The following is a 17,613-nucleotide window of genomic DNA, read 5'->3' on the forward strand; positions in this document are numbered from 1 at the left end:
GGCAAGTCCATCACGACCGGGGACGTCGCGGCGAGCGTCGGACGACTCTCCGAGCAGACCGTCGGCGGGGGAGCCGAGCGTGTCCCGCCCGAGCGCTCCGTCACTGCGATCGGTACGCCGCCGGAGATGCACCGGTGGGAACGAGTCATCTGACCGGGTCGCTCCGGGTGCCCCCGTTCCTACGCTCGTCGGTACAACCGAGGAGAGAGCGGAGCGGACCATGGAGCAGCCGAACGTCGAGACGCGCAGTGCACGGCGGGTGATCGAGACCCTGACCGCCAACGGCGTGAAGTACGTCTTCGGGATCCCGGGAGCGAAGATCGACGCGGTCTTCGACGTCCTCGCCGACGAGGGGCCGGAGCTGATCGTCTGCCGGCACGAGCAGAACGCCGCCTTCATGGCTGCCGCGGTGGGACGGCTGACGGGCAGCCCGGGCGTCGTCCTCGTGACCTCCGGCCCCGGCACGACCAACCTCGCCACCGGCCTGCTCACGGCCAACACGGAGCAGGACCCGGTCGTCGCGCTCGCCGGGGCCGTGCAGCTCTCCGACCGCCTCAAGCGCACGCACCAGTCGATGGATGCGGCCGCCTTCCTCACCACCGTGACGAAGTACACGGTCGAGTCGACGGATCCGGACGACGTCTCGGAGGCGGTCAGCAACGCCTTCCGCGCCGCCGTCACCGAGCCCCGAGGCGCCGCGGCGGTCGTCCTGTCGGCCAGCGTGATGGCCGCGCCGACCTCGCAGGTCATCACCCGGGCGGCCACGGGGCCGACGAGCGGTCCGGCGCGCGCCGAGGACCTCACGCACGCCGCCGACCTGATCAACACCGCGGAGCGGCCCGTCCTCCTCGTGGGCCTCCGCGCGTCGGAGCCGGAGACCGTCGCGGCCCTGCGGGCCCTGATCAGCGAGACGGAGCTGCCGGTGATCGAGACGTTCCAGGCGGCCGGCCTCGTCTCCCGCGAGCTCGAGGACCACTACCTGGGCCGCGTCGGCCTCTTCAAGAACCAGCCCGCCGACCTCGCCCTCGCCGAGTCCGATCTCGTCGTCGCGATCGGCTACGACGCCGTCGAGTACGACCCGGTGATCTGGAACAGCGACGTCGACCGTCGGATCGTCCACATCGACTCCGTCGACGCCCCGCTGGACAACCACTACCTGCCGGCGCTGGAGCTGAAGGGCGATCTCGCGCAGACGGTCGCGGCCCTCACGCCCCTCGTCTCCGGCCTGCAGCTCGACGAGGACGCGGCCGACCGGGTCGCCCGGCACCGGAGCGAGCTGGAGCGGATCGACGACGCGGCGCGGACGGCCGAGGCGGCTCCCGGGACCGTCGATCCCGCCCGCCTCGTGCTCCTGATGCGCGACCTGCTCTCGGACGACGCCACCGTGGCCTGCGACATCGGCTCGAACTACATCTTCATGGCCCGGCACTTCCGCGTGTACGAGCCCAAGCACCTGCTCTTCTCGAACGGGCAGCAGACCCTCGGCGTCTCCTTCCCGTGGGGCATGGCGGCGAGCCTCCTGCGCCCCGGGACCCCGGTGGTCTCCGTCTCGGGTGACGGAGGGTTCCTGTTCTCCGCGACGGAGATCGAGGCGGCGACGCGGCTCGGCCTCTCGTTCACGCACGTGATCATGCGGGACGACACCTACGACATGGTCGGCTTCCAGCAGCTGCTGAAGTACGGCCGCAAGTCCGGGGTCCAGCTCGGCGACTACGACATCGAGAAGTTCGCCGCGGCGTTCGGCGCCACGGGCAGGCGGGTGAGCGGCCTCGCCGAGTTCGAGGAGGCCTTCCGCGCCTCCCTCGCCGAGCCGGGCGTCTCGATCATCGACGTCGCGGTGGACTACAGCCGCAACGTCGACATCGCCGCCCACCTGGTCGAGGACGCCTTCGAATGAGCACGCACACGGTCGACTCGACCGACGACTACGCGATCTACCAGAGCTCGACCATGGCCGCCCTGCTGGCCGGGGTCTACGACGGGGACCTGACGATCGGCGAGCTGCTCACCCACGGCGACCTCGGGCTGGGCACCTTCAACCACCTGGACGGCGAGATGGTGATCGTCGACGGCGTCTGCTACCACCTGCGCAGCGACGGCTCCGTCCAGGTCGCGGACGGCGACGACCGGACGCCCTTCGCCGCCGTGCTGCCCTTCCACGCGACCACGACGTTCACGGTGGAGGAGCCGACCGGTCTCGCCGGCCTCACCCGGCTGATCGACGACGCGGTCGACGGCGGGAACATCCCCGTCGCCCTGCGGATCGACGGCCGGTTCACCGAGGTCCGAACCCGGACCGTGGGCGCGCAGACCGAGCCGTACCCGCCCCTGATCGAGGCGACCGCCCACCAGAGCGTCACCGGCATCGCCGACACCCGCGGCACGATCGCGGGGTTCCGCACTCCGCAGTTCGAGCAGGCCGTGTCGGTCCCCGGGTACCACCTGCACTACGTCGACGACGCCCGCGAGAAGGGCGGGCACGTCCTCGACGTGACCGTGGCCGAGGTGACGGTCTCGCTCACGACCGTCGCCGGACTGCACCTCGCGCTTCCGGAGACGGACCAGTTCCGCCGGGCGGACCTGGCGATGAAGGACATCGCGGCGCAGGAGGCGCGAGCGGAGGGGTGAGGCGGGCGGGACCTCCGGGGAGACGGGCCGGCCGCGACCCGTCTCCCCGGAGGCCGGTCAGGGCGCGAGCTCCTCGCGGACGATCGCTGCTCCCGCGCTCAGCGCGCTGAGCTTCCCCCAGGCGAGGTCGCGGGGCAGCGGCGCCATGCCGCAGTTCGTGCTGGGGAGGAGCAGGTCCGCGTCGACGAACCGGAGGGCGCGGCGCAGGGTGTCGGCGACCTCCTCGGGCGTCTCGACGGTCCCGCTCGCCACGTCGATCGCTCCGAGCATGACCTTCTTGCCGCGGACGAGCTCGATCAGCTCCATCGGCACGTGGGAGTGGTGGCTCTCCAGCGAGACGATGTCGAGCGAGGACTGCTGGAGGAGCGGCAACGACTCCTCGTACTGCCGCCACTCCGACCCGAGGGTCGCCTTCCAGTCGGTGTTCGCCTTGATCCCGTAGCCGTAGCAGATGTGCACCGCGGTCTCGATGCGGAGTCCCTCCGCCGCCCTCTCCAGCGCGGCCACACCCCAGTCGTGCACCTCGTCGAAGAAGACGGTGAAGGCGGGCTCGTCGAACTGGACGATGTCGACTCCGGCGTCCTGGAGGGCTCGCGCCTCCTCGTTGAGGATGGTCGCGAACTCCCACGCCAGCTTCTCGCGGCTCCCGTAGTGCCGGTCGGAGAGGGTGTCGATCATCGTCATCGGGCCGGGCAGCGCCCACTTGATCGGCTGATCGGTCTGCTCGCGCAGGAACCGGGCGTCGTCGGCGAACACGGGCCTCTCGAGCCCTACGGCGCCGACGACGGTCGGCACGCTCGCGTCGTACCGGTCGCGGATGCGCACCGTCTCGCGCCGCTCGAAGTCGACGCCCGTGAGGTGCTCGATGAACGTCGTGACGAAGTGCTGGCGGGTCTGCTCCCCGTCACTGACGATGTCCAGGCCCCGGTGGTGCTGCTCGTGGACAGCGGCGCGCAGGGCGTCCTGCTTGCCCTCGGCCAGGGCGTCGCCGGTCAGGCGCCACGGGGACCACAGGGTCTCCGGCTGCGCGAGCCACGACGGCTTCGGCAGGCTGCCGGCGATCGAGGTGGGCAGGAGCGGGAGGGACGTCGAGGATCCGCGGGCGCTCATCGGACCGCTCCCGCGTACCCGGCGGCCCACTGCCGCAGCCGCTCCCCGTGCGGCTTCATGAGGTGCTCCTCTGCGAACCGCCCCTGCTCGACCGCGAGCCGGCCGCGCTCCTCGCGGTCGTAGGAGACCGCGGGCCGCACGTAGTCCTGCTGCTCCAGGTCCGGCCGGTAGACGTCGGCGGCGGCCGAGCGCGCGCCGTAGATCTCGGGCCGGTAGATCCTCTGGAACGTCTCCATCGTGCTGATGGTGGCGATGAGCTGGAGGTCCGAGTAGTCCTCCAGCAGGTCGCCGCCGCAGTAGAACGCGAGCGGCGCCGTGCTGCCGGGCGGCATGAAGAAGCGGACCCCGAGGCCCATCTCCGCGAAGTACCGGTCGGTCAGCGAGAGCTCGTCCTGCCGGTACTCGACGCCGAGGATCGGATGGAGGGTCCCGGTGCGCCGGTACGTCCTGCTCGTCGAGACGCTGATGCAGATGACGGGCGGCGTCGACGAGAGCTCCGCGTACTGCGCGGAGTCCCGGAAGTGCTGGAAGAGCGCGCCGTGCAGGACGCCGAAGTCGTCGGGGACGGTGAAGCCGGCCTGCGCGGCGTTGACCGCCGGCAGCCGCACGCTGAAGTCGTGGTCGCGGAGGTAGGAGGAGAAGTTGTTCCCCAGTGTCCCCGGCTGACATCGGCCGGTGCGGCGGTCGAGGATCCGGGTGCGCAGGACCTCCAGCAGGGGGAACTCCCGGTCCTCGCCGTCCGTGGTGAGCCGCAGCCCGACGGAGACGATGTCGAGCCCGACCGTGTAGCGGCCGCGGCTCGGATCGTCGCCCGGCACGAGATCGTTCAACCGGTCGTCGATCATCCGCAGCGCGGTCCGGAGGTTCTCCCGGCGGCGCTCGCCGCGGGCCAGATTCGCGAAGTTGGTGGTGATCCGGGAGCTCTGGGCCGGCGAGTAGTCCTCGTCGAAGGGGGTGAGGGTGATGCTGAAGGCGGGTTCGTTCGTCATGATCGGCCGATCGGTAGGAGGGACTGGGGCGGGGCGGGTCCCCTACGTCCCGAAGAGGTTGGCGCGGGTCCCGCCGGGAGCGAGCTCGTCGCGGAGGATCCCGCGGCGGCGCAGGACGGGGACGAGGTCGTCGAGCATCCGGTGCAGGGTGACCGGGTGCAGGTCCCCGGAGAGGAGGAGCCCGTCGCTGCCGCCGTCGTCGCCGAGCTCCTCGACGAAGTCGGCGAACTCCTCCGCGGTGCCGACGAAGCCGGCGCGCTCGGCGACGCGGCCCTTGCGCGCCTTCCTGGTGAGCAGCTCCCGCAGCGGAGCGTCCTCCGTGCCGCCGTACAGGCCGGCGATGGTGCCGTGCGAGACGTGCTCGCCGAACACCGACCGCGGGACGGGGAGGTCCAGGTCCAGCCCGGTGAGGTCGGTCTCCAGGTCGCTCGACCAGCCGAGCGCGATCCGCCGCAGCGCGTCCTCGTCGGGGTGGCGCGACGCCTCGACGACGCGCGCGGCCTCCTCCGGGCTCGACACGATCTCGGGCTTCACGACGAAGAGCACGCGCAGGTCGTCCGCCGTCCGCCCGTGCTGCTCGGCCGCGGCGAGCACGCGCGCCCGGTAGTCGCGCACCGCCCGGGCCTCCAGAGGGGCGAGCGTGAGCTGCACGTCCGACTGCGTGCCGGCGAAGGCCAGGCCGCGCGGAGACCCGCCGGGGGAGACGACGATCGGGTCGCCGTTCTCGAAGGGGACGGCGTTCAGGGGTCCGTCCACGCGGAAGTGCTCCCCGCGGTGGCGGAACGCGTCGATCCGGGTGCCATCGGCGTAGCGGCCCGACTCGGGGTCGGCGACCAGCGCGCCCTCGCCCCAGCTGTGCCAGAGCCGGCGGACGACCGCCATCCACTCGTCGGCCCGGTCGTAGGCCGCGTCGTGCGACAGCGGCTCCAGGCCCACGTGACGGGCGCTGCCGACGTCGGTGACCAGGTTGATCCCGAAGCGGTCGGAGCTGAGGTGCTGCAGCGTCGCCGCCTGCCGGGCGGCGAGGTACGGGGGCGTGATGCCGGCGTTGATCGTCGGGGCCAGCCCGATCCGCTCGGTCGCCGCGAACAGGTACGGCGCCAGGAGGAGCGGATCGTGCTTCGGCCCGCCGTACGCTCCCCGCACCCGCAGGTCGAGCGTCTCCGGGGAGCCGAGCGAGACGGCGTCCTCCATCACGATCAGCTCGAAGCCGGCCTGCTCCAGCTCGCGGGCCGACTGCTGGTAGAGGCCGGGCTTCGTCCAGTCGTGGTTCCACTCCCGGTAGGGGTGCCCCCAGCCCTGCGGTCCGAAGCCGCGGGAGAAGAACCAGCCGAAGTGCTGACGGCGCGCCACGCTCACACCTCCGCGAGCGCGGGGAGGGCGTGTGCGCGCACCGCGGCGAGCCCGCGCTCGAGGTCGCGGAGGAGGTCGTCGACGTCCTCGATCCCGATCGACAGCCGGAGGAGCCCGGGGTGGATGCCGGCGGCGGCCCGCTCGGCGGAGGTGCGGCCGGCGTGGGTGGTCGACGCGGGATGCAGCACCAGCGAGCGCACGTCGCCGAGGTGGGTCATGTGGCTGAACAGCTCGACGGCGTCGATGAAGGCGGCCGCGCCCGCCTCGCCTCCGGCCACGGTGAAGGAGAAGACGGAGCCCTGCCCGCGGGGGAGCAGCCGCTGCGCGAGGGCGAACGATGGGCTCGACTCCAGGCCGGAGTAGTCGACCGACACGACCTCGGGCCGCCCCTCGAGGAAGCGGGCGACGGCGAGGGCGTTCGCGGAGTGCCGCTCGACCCGCAGCGACAGCGTCTCGACGCCCTGCCGCAGCAGGAAGGAGTTCAGCGGTGACGGCGTCGGTCCGAGGCGGGAGACCACGATGTCCCGCGTGTACGAGACGAAGGCGCGCCGGCCGTGCTGCTCGGTCCAGCTGCGGCCGCCGAACGACCGCTCCTCCTGGTTGAGGTGCGGGAAGAGCGCGGGGCGCGCCGCCCAGTCGAACGTGCCGGCGTCGACGATCACGCCGCCGAGGGCGGAGCCGTGCCCGGCGAGGAACTTGCTGGTCGAGTGCACGACCACGTCGGCCCCGTGCTCGATCGGGCGGAGGAGGTACGGGGTCGCGAGCGTGTTGTCGACCACGAACGGGAGCCCGTGCCGGTGCGCGATCGCGGCCAGCGCCGGGAGGTCCAGCAGATCGTTCTTCGGGTTCGGGATCGGCTCGCCGAAGAGGACCCGGGTGTCGGGCCCGATCCGCCGCTCCCACTCGCCGAGGTCCGACGCGTCGTCGACGAAGTCCACGCCGATCCCGAGCCGACCGAAGTTCTGCACCAGCAGCCCCCGGTTGCCCTCGTACAAGCGGCGCGACGAGAGCACCCGGTCGCCGGCCTGCAGGATCCCCAGGAGAGCGGAGGCGGTGGCCGCCTGGCCGCTCGCCACCAGGATCGCCTCGGCGCCGCCCTCGAGATCGGCGAGCCGACGCTCGACCTCCTCGGTGGTCGGGTTCCCGTTGCGGGTGTAGAGGAAGCCCTCGTCCTCGCCGGCGAACCGCTCGCGGGCGTGCTCGAAGCTGTCGAACACGAAGCCGGCGCTGAGGTGCACGGGCGTGACGCGCGCTCCGTGGGCGCCGTCGGGCGCGGCACCGGCGTGCACCTGGCGCGTGGTGAAGCCGGCCGCCGCGGAGGCACGGTCTTCGGGCGCCGGGGTCGAGGTCGCGGTGGTCGCCGCAGCGGTGGTCGCGGTGGTCGCCGGTGCAGTGATCGTCACGGTGTGCTCCTGTCCAGACGCCCTGAAGGCGGATGCCGGGAGCCTGTCAGGCCGAGGGGAGTGCGCGCCGGATCGTGACGGAGTGTGACTGCGAGGGCGCGCCGTCGCGGGTCGTGGACGTCGACCGCTCGGAGTCCGCGGGTCGTGACTCAGTTGTGCGTCGTGTTCGCCCGGATCTCCTCGACGGACAGCTCCGGCGCACCGCCTGCCGCGGCCGCCGGGTGCATCCAGACGAAGTCCCAGTGGTGGCCGTCGAGGTCGTCGAAGCTCTTCGAGTACATGAACCCGTGGTCCTGCTCGCCGGCCGGGGTCGCGCCCGCGGCGAGGGCCTTACCGTGGAGGGTGTCGACCTCCTCCCTGCTGTCGGCGCTGAGGGCGAGCTGCACCTCGGTCGAGGTGGTGGCGTCGATGATCGGCTTGCTGGTGAACTCGGCGAAGAACTCCCGCGTGAGCAGCATCGCGGTGATCGTGTCGCTGATCACCACGCTGACGGCGTTCTCGTCGCTGAAGCCCTCGTTGATCGAGTAGCCGAGCGATTCGTAGAAGGCCCTCGCCCGGGCGAGATCGGCGACGGCCAGGTTGACGAAGAGCATGGTGGGCATCGGTGCACCGTTCCTGTCGGGACGCCGGTGGCGCGCCGCCGCCGGTCGTGACTGCATGATGATGACCGGCCGGCGGCGGTGTCAAGGAAGCGCTGCCGAGAAGGCGGTGGATGCCCGGCGCGGGGCGTCCGGAGGAGGACTCGGCGCACGGATGCCGCGGATCTGCTGGACTGGCCTCGAGCACCGCAGCACGAGCAGGAGGGAGCGGACGTGATCCGGATCCTCGTCGCCACCGTCCTCGCGGCCGCCCTCCTCGCGGCCGGCTGGACCGCGATCGGACCCTCGCATCCGGTCTTCGCCGCGGTCGCGCAGATGGTCCTCACCAGCTGGGCGGCACTGACCTTCGGCGGGCGCACGCGTCCGCTCGAGCAGTCCTGGTTCGACGTGGGTCGCCGCGAGCCGGCGCTGCTGCGAGCGCTCGGGGTCGGCGTCTTCGGCCGGCTGCTCGACGTCGTCGGGTGGAACCGCCTCGTCACCCGCGAGCGCGGCTTCGACGGCACGCGCGCGGGACTGACCGCTCTCGATCAGCACACCCGCCGCTCCGAGGCGGTGCACCTCGCGTGCACGGCCGTCGGAGTCGCGCTCGCCCTCGCCGCGACGGTCACGGGTGCGACGGGCGGCGCGGCCTGGCTGCTCGGGTCGACGATCGCCGTCCAGCTCTACCCCGCGCTGCTGCAGCGGCTGGTGCGGGCGCGCATCCAGCGCGCGGGGCGGGCGGCGCGCGGTGCGCTTCACGTCGCGGACTCGGGAGACAGCGCCTCCGGCGGCGGACCGACCACGGCTCTGGAAGGGCGGTGATCACGGGGTCACCGACGCGCCGCGATCGTCACCGGGATCGGCCAGGGGATGGCGGCGCGCGAGGACATCGCGAGCCACGTCGGGCGGATCGCGCCGGTCGTGCTCCGCCGCCGTCAGCAGGAGACCGAGGGCCGTGTCGGCGGGGACCCGCTGCGCTGCGCTGATGAAGCCGACGGCCTGTAGCACGGCGATCGTCCCCGGCGTGAGCGGGGCGCGGGACGCCGCTCAGCGACGGACCTCGGCGTCGTCCGTGTCCTCGGTCAGAGCGTCGGCCAGGAGGCGTGGAGGGAGGGCATGGGCGGGCCGGTCAGTACCCGAAGCCGTGCTCGAGCTCGACGTCGAAGGTGACGTCGTCCTCGCTCGGCTGCACGGGGAACACTCCCGTGAGCGTCCTGGTGCGTTCGCGGATGCGGGCGACCTCGGCCGTGTTGTCCGGCTCCGGGAGATCGGAGGGAGTGGTCTCGGCGACCAGGGCGGCGCCGGCGTTGAGCAGGAACACCGCCTGCACGGTGCCGCCGTCGCCGCCGATGCCGGTGTACTCCACGCGGTCCGCCGTGCTGCTCACGGCGAGGGCGACGCCGTACTCGACCAGAGCGTCCGCCGCGTCGTCTCCGACCAGCATCGTCTTGTTCGCGAAGAGGAGGTGCTTCATGCCCCCAGCGTGCGCAGCGCCGAGGCCGTCGGGGGAGAGACTTGACAGCTCCTGGGTCGGTCGACAGACGCGACCGCGGCACCCGGTGACGCCCGGTCGCGCCCGGTCGTCCTCGGCGTCGCCGAGACGGCACCCGTGGCGTCGGCCGTCCTCTGAGCAGGTCCGCGTCACAGGGACGTGGATCGACGGACCCGTGCTGATGTCGGCCGCCGAGACACCCGGCCGAGAGCAGGGCGACGTGACAGGCGGTGTCAGCGGACCATTCGCCGACGCCCGCGCCGCTTCTCCCCTGTGAGGATCAGGGCGGCGAGGAGCGCGGCGAGGAGTGCGCCGATGGTGTTCATGAACCAGTCGTTCGTGTCGCAGGAGCGGCCGATCGCCGGAACGCCCGCCTGGACCAGCTCGATCAGGGCGGACAGGCCGGAGACGGCGGCGGCGACGAGCAGGGGCCGGCCGACCGCGACCGCGAGCAGCAGGGCCCCGGGGAGCAGGAGCGCGATGTTCGCGAGGGTGTCGATGCCGTCGAACGGCACCGAGAACTGCACGGTGCAGAAGACCCGCGGCGTCCCGTCGGGCGGATACACGGTCAGCGCGATCCCCACGACGAAGGCGAGCGCGGCGAGGACGAGAAGAGACCTTTCCGCGCCGCGCCGGTGCAGCAGCCAGGCGATCGCCGTGACCACCGCGACCGCGATCCAGAAGGCGATCGGGACGAGCGCGGCGTGGTCGACGAGGAACGTGCTGATCACGGTGCTCCGCTTCGAGGTGTCGGGGTGGCGGGAGAGGAAGAGGTCTTCCGTTGACGGACGGCCCGCTCACTCCAGGTCGGCCTGTGCCGACGGCCGGCAGGCCTTCGGCGCGAGTCAGCTCCGGAGGGGAGAGCCTGCTGCGTCGAAGCGGTAGCCGCCGAAGGCGCCGCTGAGCAGCGGGCGCGCCGTCGCGATCGCGGCCTGGACCCGGGGGAGGGCGAGGGAGGCCCGATGCGCCTCGGCGCTCTCCCACAGCTCGACGACGAAGACGGTGTCGGGCTGCTCGTCGTCGACCCCGACCTCGTAGAGCAGGCAGCCGGCGTCGACGAGGTCGTCGTTGTGCTCGGTGAGGACGGCGACGAGCTCGTCGCGTCTGCCGGGGACGGCCCGGAGGGTGCCGACGTTCACGAAGGTCATGCCGCGAGGGTACCGCCGAGGACGCCGGCGGCGGGTGGCCGTCCCGACGGTCGGAGTGCGGTCGGGACGTCACGCTGGACGGAGTCGCCGTGCTCCCGCCTGCGAACCGCAGACCGGTCGCGGTCGGCCCGACGCCACGCCGGCTCGGGAGGATCGCGTCGCGAGAGAGGATCCCCGGTGGTCTCCGCGATCCCCGTCGGGTCCCACCGGCCAGGCGTGAGCGTGCTCGGACCGACGGAGTGCGTCCGATCAGCCGGCGGGCCTGCTGAACAGGTTGACGACGTTCCCGTCCGGGTCGCGGACGAGGGCGGAGCGGTTGCCCCACGGCATGGTGCTCGGCGGGAGCACCACGTCCTCGCTCCGGGGTGCGAGCTCGGCGAAGGCGCGGTCGACGTCGGCCACCTCGAACTCGAGCAGGACGGAGCGGTTCGACGCGGGGACGACGGCGCCGTCGAGCATCGCGACCGTCGAGGTGCGGGCGATCGCGAGGGTCGCACCCGCTCCCGTGAACTGCGCGAAGACCGGCGCCGGGCGCTCGGCCGGACGGCCGATGACCTGCTCGTAGAAGGCGACGAGGCCGTCGAGGTCGTCGGTGACGAGGCGGAGGGAGGTGAACGGCATGGGGCTCCTTCAGGGGCGGGGACGAGGTGGAGGCACCAGGCTCGCCGGTCGTCGCGACACCGTCCTGTCGGTGTTTCCGCAGATCGTCCTCGTCTCCGCGAGGTCCGCGGCGGTCGTCGGCGTCCCCGGAGCGGGTCAGTCGTCGACGACGGACCGCAGTCGTCCGTACTGGAGCGCGAGGTCCTCGGCTCGGAGGGTGCGCTGCGGAGGCCGCTCGTCGGTCACCTCGACCGACAGCATCCGGTCGCCGCGGAACGCCCGGACCCCCTCGCGCAGCCGGCACCACGCGATCAGGTACCAGTGCTCCTCCTTCCCGATCGAGCCCAGCGGTTCGACGTCGCGGACCGACTCCGCACCGCTGCTGTCGCGGTAGCGGAGCCGGACGACACGATCCGCTCGGAGGGCCGTCGCGAACTCCGCCGGGACGGGCGCCTCCTCCTCGCTCTCGAGGAAGTGCACCCGGGAGGCGACCGCGCCGGCGCGGGCGGCCACGTCGTCGGGCAGGACCGCCTGCCGGAACGGACTGCGCCGCAGCGCGCTGAGGCCGATCAGCACGGCGACGGCCTCCTCCAGCGTGAACCCGGCCGGACCGAGGGTCGCCGACGCGTCGATGACGTAGCCGCCCGTGCGGCCGGGCTCCGCCCAGATCGGCAGACCCGCCTGCTGCAGCGCGGACAGGTCCCGCTCGATGGTCCGCACCGACACCTCGAACCGCTCGGCGAGACGGCGCGCGCTCCGCGGCCGGGGCGAGACCGCCCGCAGCTCCTCGACGAGCCCGTAGAGACGATCGGTGCGGTTCACCCGACCATCATCCGCCCGGGCGCGCCAGGTCGCGGTCGTCAGCGGACTCACTGTGCGGCGGTGCTTCCGCTCGACGCGCGATCAGGTCAGCGCCGGCGGTTCGCGGGTGGTCTCGGCCACGTCGGTGAGCCGGGCGGCGAGCCTCTACCGTTGCACCCGTGCCCCTCCTTCTCGCCGACCTGCTGTCGTGAGAGCGCTCGTCGCCTGGCTCGAGCACCGCCAGATCCCGCTCTACCTCGCCGCGATCGCCGCCGGCGCCGCTCTCGGACTGCTGCTGCCCGCCGCGCACCACCTCGAGGTCGCGATCGAACCGGTGCTCGCGCTGCTGCTGTTCGCCACGTTCCTCGGTGTCCCGTTCGCCGCGATCGGACGGTCTCTGCGCGACGGCCGCTTCCTCGCCGCGGTCGGGGTGCTGAACTTCGTCGTCGTGCCGCTCGTCGCCTACGGGCTGTCCCGATTTGTCGCCGACACTCCGGTGCTGCTGTTCGGGGTCCTCCTGGTGCTCCTGACGCCGTGCATCGACTACGTGATCGTGTTCGCCGGGCTCGCCGGAGGGGCGTCCGACCGGCTGCTCGCCGCCGCACCGCTGCTGATGCTCGCGCAGATCCTCCTCCTCCCCGTGTATCTGGTGCTCTTCATCGGTCCTGCGGGGGTGGCGGTGGTCGACGCCGGTCCGTTCGCGCGGGCGTTCCTGCTGCTGATCGTGGTGCCGCTGTCCGCGGCCGGGCTGGTGCAGGCCCTGGCGCGCCGACACGTGTCCGGCCGGATCGTCGAGTCCACGATGCTCGGGCTCATGGTGCCGCTCATGACGGCCACGCTCTTCACCGTCGTCGCCTCCCAGTCCGGCGCCGTGGGCGCCTCGGCCGGCCGGCTTCTCGTTCTCGTCCCGCTCTACGCGGGATTCCTCGTGGTCATGACCGCTCTGGGGCTGGGTGCTGGACGCGTCTTCCGACTCGACGTGCCCGCGACGCGCGCCCTCGTGTTCAGCGGCGCGACCCGCAACTCGCTCGTCGTGCTGCCCCTCGCACTCGCGCTCTCGGCACCGCTGTCGCTCGCGCCCGTCGTCGTCGTCACGCAGACCCTCGTGGAACTCGTCGGCATGGTCGTCCTCGTCCGACTGCTCCCTCGGCTCACCCGAGACCGAGCAGCGCGGGCCGGGCCGGTCTGAGGCGGACTCACCAGCGCCCGAGACGACTCGGGCCTGCAGAAGGGTCGCCCGGGAAGTCGCCCGGGAGGTGCTCGCCGGTCAGTCCTTCTCCGGTCTGCTCGCAGTCCCCGCGTCAGCGGGCTCATCGGCCGGGGCGACAGGAGCTGCGGACTCGACCGCGGTGGGCTGGACCGCGGCCGATCTCGCCTCCTTGGCGGCGAGGCGCTTCTTCTGGGACTTGCCGGTGCTGAACGGGCTCACCCACAACCAGGAGAAGCGCCGCAGCGACTGGAAGAGGAACAGCGACGCCCAGAGGGAGAACACCGTCAGGGCGAACGGGAAGACCGTCGCCGGGCCGGTCGGGACATTCGTCTCGCCGAGCAGGGGGACGAACGCGACGACGACAGCGATCACGAAGAGGTGCAGGAGATAGATCTGGAAGCTCTGCTGCCCCATGGTGACGAAGATCTTCAGTGCGCGGACCTTGACGAGGTACTGGGAGCCGGCGATGCCCAGGACGATCGCGACCGAACTGGCGATCAGGATGACGCCCGGAATGCGGTTGGCGTCGAAGGCGACGATCACCGCGATGATGCCGATGTAGGACACTGCGAGCGCGAGCGCCTGCCAGACCTTCACGCGGGCGGCGAAGCGGTAGAACGTGCGGGGGATGAACATCGCCACGAGGAAGAAGATGAAGTTCTGGAGCACCCGGTCCCAGCCGATGTTGTCGGTGTCCAGCAGGCCCGTGGTCGTGGACGCGACGGACAGCAGCCCGGCCACAGAGAGCTGGATCCACCGGGGCACCTTGCGGATCGCCCAGGCGAGGATGCTGAAGATCGCGAGAGCCCAGATGAACCAGTAGCTGCTCGACGGCAGGATGGGGAGCACCAGCACGTTGAGCGGGTCCGTCGGTGAGGTGGCCTCCGACCGTGAGAACGGGACGATGAGGTAGAAGACGACCCGGATGAACGACCACAGCAGATAGAGGTACACCAGCGCGAGGACCCGGCGGCGCCACAGCTCGGCGAACGTCCACGTCAGCATCCGGGCGGCCGTGAGGCCCGCGATGAAGAAGAACACGGGCATGGGGAAGTAGAGCAGCACAGTGCGGAGCTTCGGAACGTACCCCTCGAGGCCGAAGAATCCCAGGAACAACGACGAGTGGTAGAGCACGACGAGACTGATCGCGACGCCCTTGGCGAAGTCGATCCACTCCCGCGACTCGGGGCGCTTCACCACGGCGCCGGTCGCACTCGACCCGGTCATCCGCCGCTCCTCGCGTGGGCGCACACGGCGCGATCACTGTTCACCGATTGCTGCGGATCCATTGCGCCCCCAAGATGTCGAATTCGAACCGGATGCGAATGAGCCCCCGGTTCATTTCCCGTACGGGTCCTGAGAGTACGGGAAAGTTTCCGATCACGGACGAGTCGATGGAGTATCGAGGCGGCAAGGGAAGTCCGGACGCCTCGCCGCCGCCTGTCCGCGGAGATCGTCCGTCCGATCCCGGAGTCGCTCGGTGGATCGGGACGGGCGGCGGAGGATCGCAGACGAATGGACCGTCGAGAGACCCGCACACGGCGCTTTCGTCCAGCCCCGGGGGCCGCGGACCCGAAGAACGAGACGAAACCGGCGTGCGGCCAGGACACATCGGCCTCTCCGGCATACTCCATGACGTGAACGACGCCACCACCGCCCCCAGTCTCGACGGCCGCGAGTTCGTGATGACCTCCTCGACCAACAGTGCGGTCGACCCGGAGTCGCCGTCGCGGTTCCACTACTCCGAGCGCGACGGAGTGGTCTGGGGCGACTACGTCGGCGACACCGTGACCTTCGGCCGGTTCGTGGGCACGCGCACCGGCGACGCCCTGCAGGTCTCGTTCGTGCACCAGCTGATCGACGGCGGGACCGTGGTCAGCGGCACCGGCGGCAGCCGCGTCGAGCTCGACGGGGAGGGCCTGCTGCGGCTCGTCGAGGAGTTCGAGATCGACGGCGACGACCACGTCAGCATCTGCGTCGAGGTCTGACGCTCAGCGCGCCGCGTCGCGGCCGTTCCCCGCGGTGGTGAACCGCGTCATGCCGAGCCGGTTCGTCGATCCGGAGCGGTCGGGGATGTCGGAGGGCAGCAGGTAGGCCTTGCGCACCACCTCGTCGAGCACGACGACCGAGACCACCGACTTCACCTCGGGCCGGGCCGCGACCACGCCGGTGACGAAGTCGTGCACGCCGCCGATGTCGAGCGAGCGGACCAGGAGCATCGCGTCGTGCTCGCCGGTCGTGATGCAGCAGTACTCGACGTCGGGCATCTGGAGGATGCCCTCGCGGAACCGGTGCCACGACTGCGGATGCACCGTCACGAACACCAGGGCGCAGACGTCGAGCCCCACCTTTCCCGGATCGACCAGGGCCGAGAATCCGGTGATGACGCCGGATGCGGTCAGCTGCTCGACCCGGTTGTAGACGCTCGCCCGCGAGACGTTCACCCGCTCGGCCAGGGCGGACATCGAGATGCGCCCGTTCTCGCGCAGCACGGCGAGGATGCGCAGATTGAGGTCGTCGAGCCCGCCCGCGCTTTGTCCAGCGACCGCACCGGCGGCCGGATCGGTGATCGACATAATCCACTCCTTCGTCGCTGCGGTCGGCAGTTCGTCCACGATAGCGGCCCTCTGGAAACGGAGTGCGTCGCGATGTGCCATCGTTTCGCAACACGTCCAGCCGAACCCTCGCCAGGAGGCCTCCATGGTTGTCCGCTCCACCCGCACCCCGCGCTCCGCCCCGACGCGAGTGGTGATCGCCGCTGCGGCGGTCTCCCTCGCCCTTCTGGTGGCGGGCTGCTCCTCGGGCCGCGTCGACACCGCCGACGGCAGCAGCGCGACGCTCACCATCAACAAGGCGTTCGACCTGAAGACCGCCGACCCGGGCCGCATGTACGAGCCGACCGGCCAGATGGTCGACAAGGCGCTCTACGAGACCCTCCTCACCTTCGAGGGCGGCGACGTCTCGCAGGTCGTCGACGGCCTCGCGAGCCTCGAGCAGTCCGACGACGCGAAGACCTTCACCCTCACCCTGAACGGCGAGCACACCTTCTCGGACGGCACCGCGATGACCGCCGACGACGTGGTGTTCTCGCTGCAGCGCGTGATCGGCCTCAAGGGCAACCCCTCGTTCCTCCTCGACGGCGTCACCGTCACGAAGAAGGACGACACGACGGTGGTGCTGACCACCGAGAACCCCACGCCCGCCCTGCCGGCGATCCTGGCGAACCCGGCGCTCGGCATCCTGAACTCGAAGGTCGTGAAGGAGAACGGCGGCACCACCGACGAGACCGACACCGCCGAGACGTTCCTCAACACCACCTCCGCCGGCTCCGGCCCGTACGTGCTCGACACGCTCGACCTCGCCTCGCAGGTCGTGCTGACCGCGAACGAGAACTACGACGGCGACGCCCCGGGCTACGGCCGCGTCGTCATCCAGAACGTCGAGGGCGCGACCCAGAAGATCAACGTCGAGGGCGGCAGCGCCGATGTGGCGCTGGACCTCTCGGGCACTCAGGCGGAGGCGCTCGGCGACTCGGTCGCGGTGACCAGCGACCCGTCGGCGAACGTGATCTTCCTGCTGCTCAACCAGAACCCGAGCGTCTCGGCGATCACGTCGAACCCCGACTTCGTGAAGGCCGTGAAGGAGGCCGTCGACTACGACGACCTCGTCTCGATCGCCGGCAACGGCACCGCCCAGGCGTCCGGCGTCATCCCGAGCATGCTGCTCGGCGCCCTGCCCGAGAGCGGCGCGCTCACCCAGGACCTCGACGCCGCGAAGGCGGACCTCGCGAAGAGCGGCTACGCCGGCGAGTCCGTGACGCTCAACTTCCCGAGCGACATCAGCCTGAACGGCATCGACTTCCCGACCATCGCGCAGCGCATCCAGTCGCAGCTGAAGGACGCCGGCATCACCGTCGAGCTCGCCCCGGCCCCCGTCGCCACCGAGCTCGACGCCTACCGCAACGGCACCGAGACCATGGGCCTCTGGTACTGGGGCCCGGACTACCCGGACCCGAGCGACTACCTCGTCTTCACCCCGGGCGACGTCGTGGGCCTCCGCTCCGGCTGGACCGACGGTGCGGCCCCCGCGATCTCGGCGCTGGCCGACGCCGCGGCCACCGGCGGCAGCGACGACGAGCGCCAGTCGCGCTTCGAGGAGCTGCAGACCGCGCTCAACGCCGACGGCCCCTTCATCCCGCTGCTCCAGCCCGGCAACAACATCGCCGCGGCGAAGGACGTCTCGGGTGTCGTCTACAACGCGGTGTGGACCATCGACATCGCGGCCCTCACCGCGCAGTAGCC

Annotated in this window: 19 protein-coding genes; 6 read left to right on the forward strand and 13 right to left on the reverse strand. The window is 71.5% G+C overall.

The features are described 5' to 3' along the window. Positions 1-220: 220 nt before the first annotated feature. Positions 221-1,897 (forward strand): acetolactate synthase AlsS, encoded by a 1,677-nt coding sequence (gene alsS, locus C5D04_RS00145; protein WP_104346995.1) that lies wholly within the window; start codon positions 221-223, stop codon positions 1,895-1,897. Further along, positions 1,894-2,628, forward strand: a complete 735-nt coding sequence (budA, locus tag C5D04_RS00150; RefSeq protein WP_104226545.1) for an acetolactate decarboxylase — start codon at positions 1,894-1,896, stop codon at positions 2,626-2,628. Before alsS ends, budA begins: the two co-directional genes overlap by 4 nt. Positions 2,629-2,685: 57 nt before the next feature. Here budA and C5D04_RS00155 read toward each other — a convergent pair whose 3' ends face one another. From C5D04_RS00155 to C5D04_RS00175, 5 genes are all read right to left on the reverse strand, one after another. Next, positions 2,686-3,738: a methionine synthase gene (locus C5D04_RS00155; RefSeq protein WP_104226544.1), complete on the reverse strand. Its 1,053-nt coding sequence runs from the start codon at positions 3,736-3,738 to the stop codon at positions 2,686-2,688. Beyond that, positions 3,735-4,727, reverse strand: a complete 993-nt coding sequence (locus tag C5D04_RS00160) for a putative oxygenase MesX (RefSeq protein ID WP_104291814.1) — start codon at positions 4,725-4,727, stop codon at positions 3,735-3,737. The genes C5D04_RS00155 and C5D04_RS00160 overlap by 4 nt, the downstream gene beginning before the upstream one ends. Positions 4,728-4,769: 42 nt before the next feature. After that, positions 4,770-6,080: an LLM class flavin-dependent oxidoreductase gene (locus C5D04_RS00165; RefSeq protein ID WP_104346996.1), complete on the reverse strand. Its 1,311-nt coding sequence runs from the start codon at positions 6,078-6,080 to the stop codon at positions 4,770-4,772. 2 nt (positions 6,081-6,082) lie between these two features. After that, complete coding sequence (locus tag C5D04_RS00170) at positions 6,083-7,369, reverse strand: O-acetylhomoserine aminocarboxypropyltransferase/cysteine synthase family protein (protein WP_104347037.1); 1,287 nt, start codon at positions 7,367-7,369, stop codon at positions 6,083-6,085. A 263-nt stretch (positions 7,370-7,632) separates the two neighbouring features. Next, positions 7,633-8,085 carry a VOC family protein gene (locus tag C5D04_RS00175; RefSeq protein WP_104346997.1) on the reverse strand — a complete coding sequence of 151 codons (453 nt, stop codon included), beginning with the start codon at positions 8,083-8,085 and terminating at the stop codon, positions 7,633-7,635. Positions 8,086-8,295: 210 nt separating this feature from the next. Between C5D04_RS00175 and C5D04_RS00180 the strand changes: the two genes are divergently transcribed. Then, on the forward strand, positions 8,296-8,883 hold the full coding sequence (locus tag C5D04_RS00180; protein ID WP_104250853.1) for a hypothetical protein: 588 nt from the start codon (positions 8,296-8,298) through the stop codon (positions 8,881-8,883). On the opposite strand, the gene C5D04_RS18070 is transcribed toward C5D04_RS00180, so the two are convergent. The 6 genes from C5D04_RS18070 to C5D04_RS00210 all read right to left on the reverse strand — a co-directional run bounded on the left by C5D04_RS18070 (position 8,884) and on the right by C5D04_RS00210 (position 12,123). Then, positions 8,884-9,069, reverse strand: coding sequence for a hypothetical protein (locus C5D04_RS18070; RefSeq protein WP_104346998.1), 186 nt, complete (start codon positions 9,067-9,069; stop codon positions 8,884-8,886). 121 nt (positions 9,070-9,190) lie between these two features. Continuing rightward, positions 9,191-9,535: a hypothetical protein gene (locus C5D04_RS00190; RefSeq protein WP_104346999.1), complete on the reverse strand. Its 345-nt coding sequence runs from the start codon at positions 9,533-9,535 to the stop codon at positions 9,191-9,193. A 251-nt stretch (positions 9,536-9,786) separates the two neighbouring features. Further along, on the reverse strand, positions 9,787-10,284 hold the full coding sequence (locus C5D04_RS00195; RefSeq protein WP_104347000.1) for a VanZ family protein: 498 nt from the start codon (positions 10,282-10,284) through the stop codon (positions 9,787-9,789). 114 nt (positions 10,285-10,398) lie between these two features. Next, positions 10,399-10,701: a putative quinol monooxygenase gene (locus C5D04_RS00200; protein ID WP_104347001.1), complete on the reverse strand. Its 303-nt coding sequence runs from the start codon at positions 10,699-10,701 to the stop codon at positions 10,399-10,401. Positions 10,702-10,950: 249 nt separating this feature from the next. Further along, complete coding sequence (locus C5D04_RS00205) at positions 10,951-11,322, reverse strand: VOC family protein (RefSeq protein WP_104347002.1); 372 nt, start codon at positions 11,320-11,322, stop codon at positions 10,951-10,953. Between the two features lie 135 nt (positions 11,323-11,457). Beyond that, positions 11,458-12,123 carry a YafY family protein gene (locus C5D04_RS00210; protein WP_104347003.1) on the reverse strand — a complete coding sequence of 222 codons (666 nt, stop codon included), beginning with the start codon at positions 12,121-12,123 and terminating at the stop codon, positions 11,458-11,460. Between the two features lie 187 nt (positions 12,124-12,310). Between C5D04_RS00210 and C5D04_RS00215 the strand changes: the two genes are divergently transcribed. After that, positions 12,311-13,291 (forward strand): arsenic resistance protein, encoded by a 981-nt coding sequence (locus C5D04_RS00215; RefSeq protein ID WP_104347004.1) that lies wholly within the window; start codon positions 12,311-12,313, stop codon positions 13,289-13,291. Between the two features lie 78 nt (positions 13,292-13,369). On the opposite strand, the gene C5D04_RS00220 is transcribed toward C5D04_RS00215, so the two are convergent. Further along, positions 13,370-14,539, reverse strand: a complete 1,170-nt coding sequence (locus C5D04_RS00220; protein ID WP_104250843.1) for an acyltransferase family protein — start codon at positions 14,537-14,539, stop codon at positions 13,370-13,372. Positions 14,540-14,949: 410 nt separating this feature from the next. Here C5D04_RS00220 and C5D04_RS00225 point away from each other — a divergent pair, with 410 nt between their 5' ends. Continuing rightward, positions 14,950-15,300 carry a hypothetical protein gene (locus tag C5D04_RS00225; RefSeq protein ID WP_258060307.1) on the forward strand — a complete coding sequence of 117 codons (351 nt, stop codon included), beginning with the start codon at positions 14,950-14,952 and terminating at the stop codon, positions 15,298-15,300. Positions 15,301-15,303: 3 nt separating this feature from the next. Here C5D04_RS00225 and C5D04_RS00230 read toward each other — a convergent pair whose 3' ends face one another. Beyond that, positions 15,304-15,888, reverse strand: a complete 585-nt coding sequence (locus tag C5D04_RS00230) for an Lrp/AsnC family transcriptional regulator (protein WP_104223259.1) — start codon at positions 15,886-15,888, stop codon at positions 15,304-15,306. Positions 15,889-16,012: 124 nt separating this feature from the next. Between C5D04_RS00230 and C5D04_RS00235 the strand changes: the two genes are divergently transcribed. Then, on the forward strand, positions 16,013-17,611 hold the full coding sequence (locus tag C5D04_RS00235; protein ID WP_104223258.1) for an ABC transporter substrate-binding protein: 1,599 nt from the start codon (positions 16,013-16,015) through the stop codon (positions 17,609-17,611). Positions 17,612-17,613: the final 2 nt, after the last annotated feature.

This window comes from Rathayibacter sp. AY1D2 (assembly GCF_002932695.1).
GTDB lineage: Bacteria > Actinomycetota > Actinomycetes > Actinomycetales > Microbacteriaceae > Rathayibacter.

Bases quoted from the DNA above. Each gene is read 5' to 3' on its own strand.
- alsS (WP_104346995.1), top strand. From the start codon at position 221: ATGGAGCAGCCGAACGTCGAGACGCGCAGTGCACGGCGGGTGATCGAG.
- budA (WP_104226545.1), top strand. From the start codon at position 1,894: ATGAGCACGCACACGGTCGACTCGACCGACGACTACGCGATCTACCAG.
- C5D04_RS00155 (WP_104226544.1), bottom strand. From the start codon at position 3,738: ATGAGCGCCCGCGGATCCTCGACGTCCCTCCCGCTCCTGCCCACCTCG.
- C5D04_RS00160 (WP_104291814.1), bottom strand. From the start codon at position 4,727: ATGACGAACGAACCCGCCTTCAGCATCACCCTCACCCCCTTCGACGAG.
- C5D04_RS00175 (WP_104346997.1), bottom strand. From the start codon at position 8,085: ATGCCCACCATGCTCTTCGTCAACCTGGCCGTCGCCGATCTCGCCCGG.
- C5D04_RS00190 (WP_104346999.1), bottom strand. From the start codon at position 9,535: ATGAAGCACCTCCTCTTCGCGAACAAGACGATGCTGGTCGGAGACGAC.
- C5D04_RS00200 (WP_104347001.1), bottom strand. From the start codon at position 10,701: ATGACCTTCGTGAACGTCGGCACCCTCCGGGCCGTCCCCGGCAGACGC.
- C5D04_RS00205 (WP_104347002.1), bottom strand. From the start codon at position 11,322: ATGCCGTTCACCTCCCTCCGCCTCGTCACCGACGACCTCGACGGCCTC.
- C5D04_RS00220 (WP_104250843.1), bottom strand. From the start codon at position 14,539: ATGACCGGGTCGAGTGCGACCGGCGCCGTGGTGAAGCGCCCCGAGTCG.
- C5D04_RS00230 (WP_104223259.1), bottom strand. From the start codon at position 15,888: ATGTCGATCACCGATCCGGCCGCCGGTGCGGTCGCTGGACAAAGCGCG.
- C5D04_RS00235 (WP_104223258.1), top strand. From the start codon at position 16,013: ATGGTTGTCCGCTCCACCCGCACCCCGCGCTCCGCCCCGACGCGAGTG.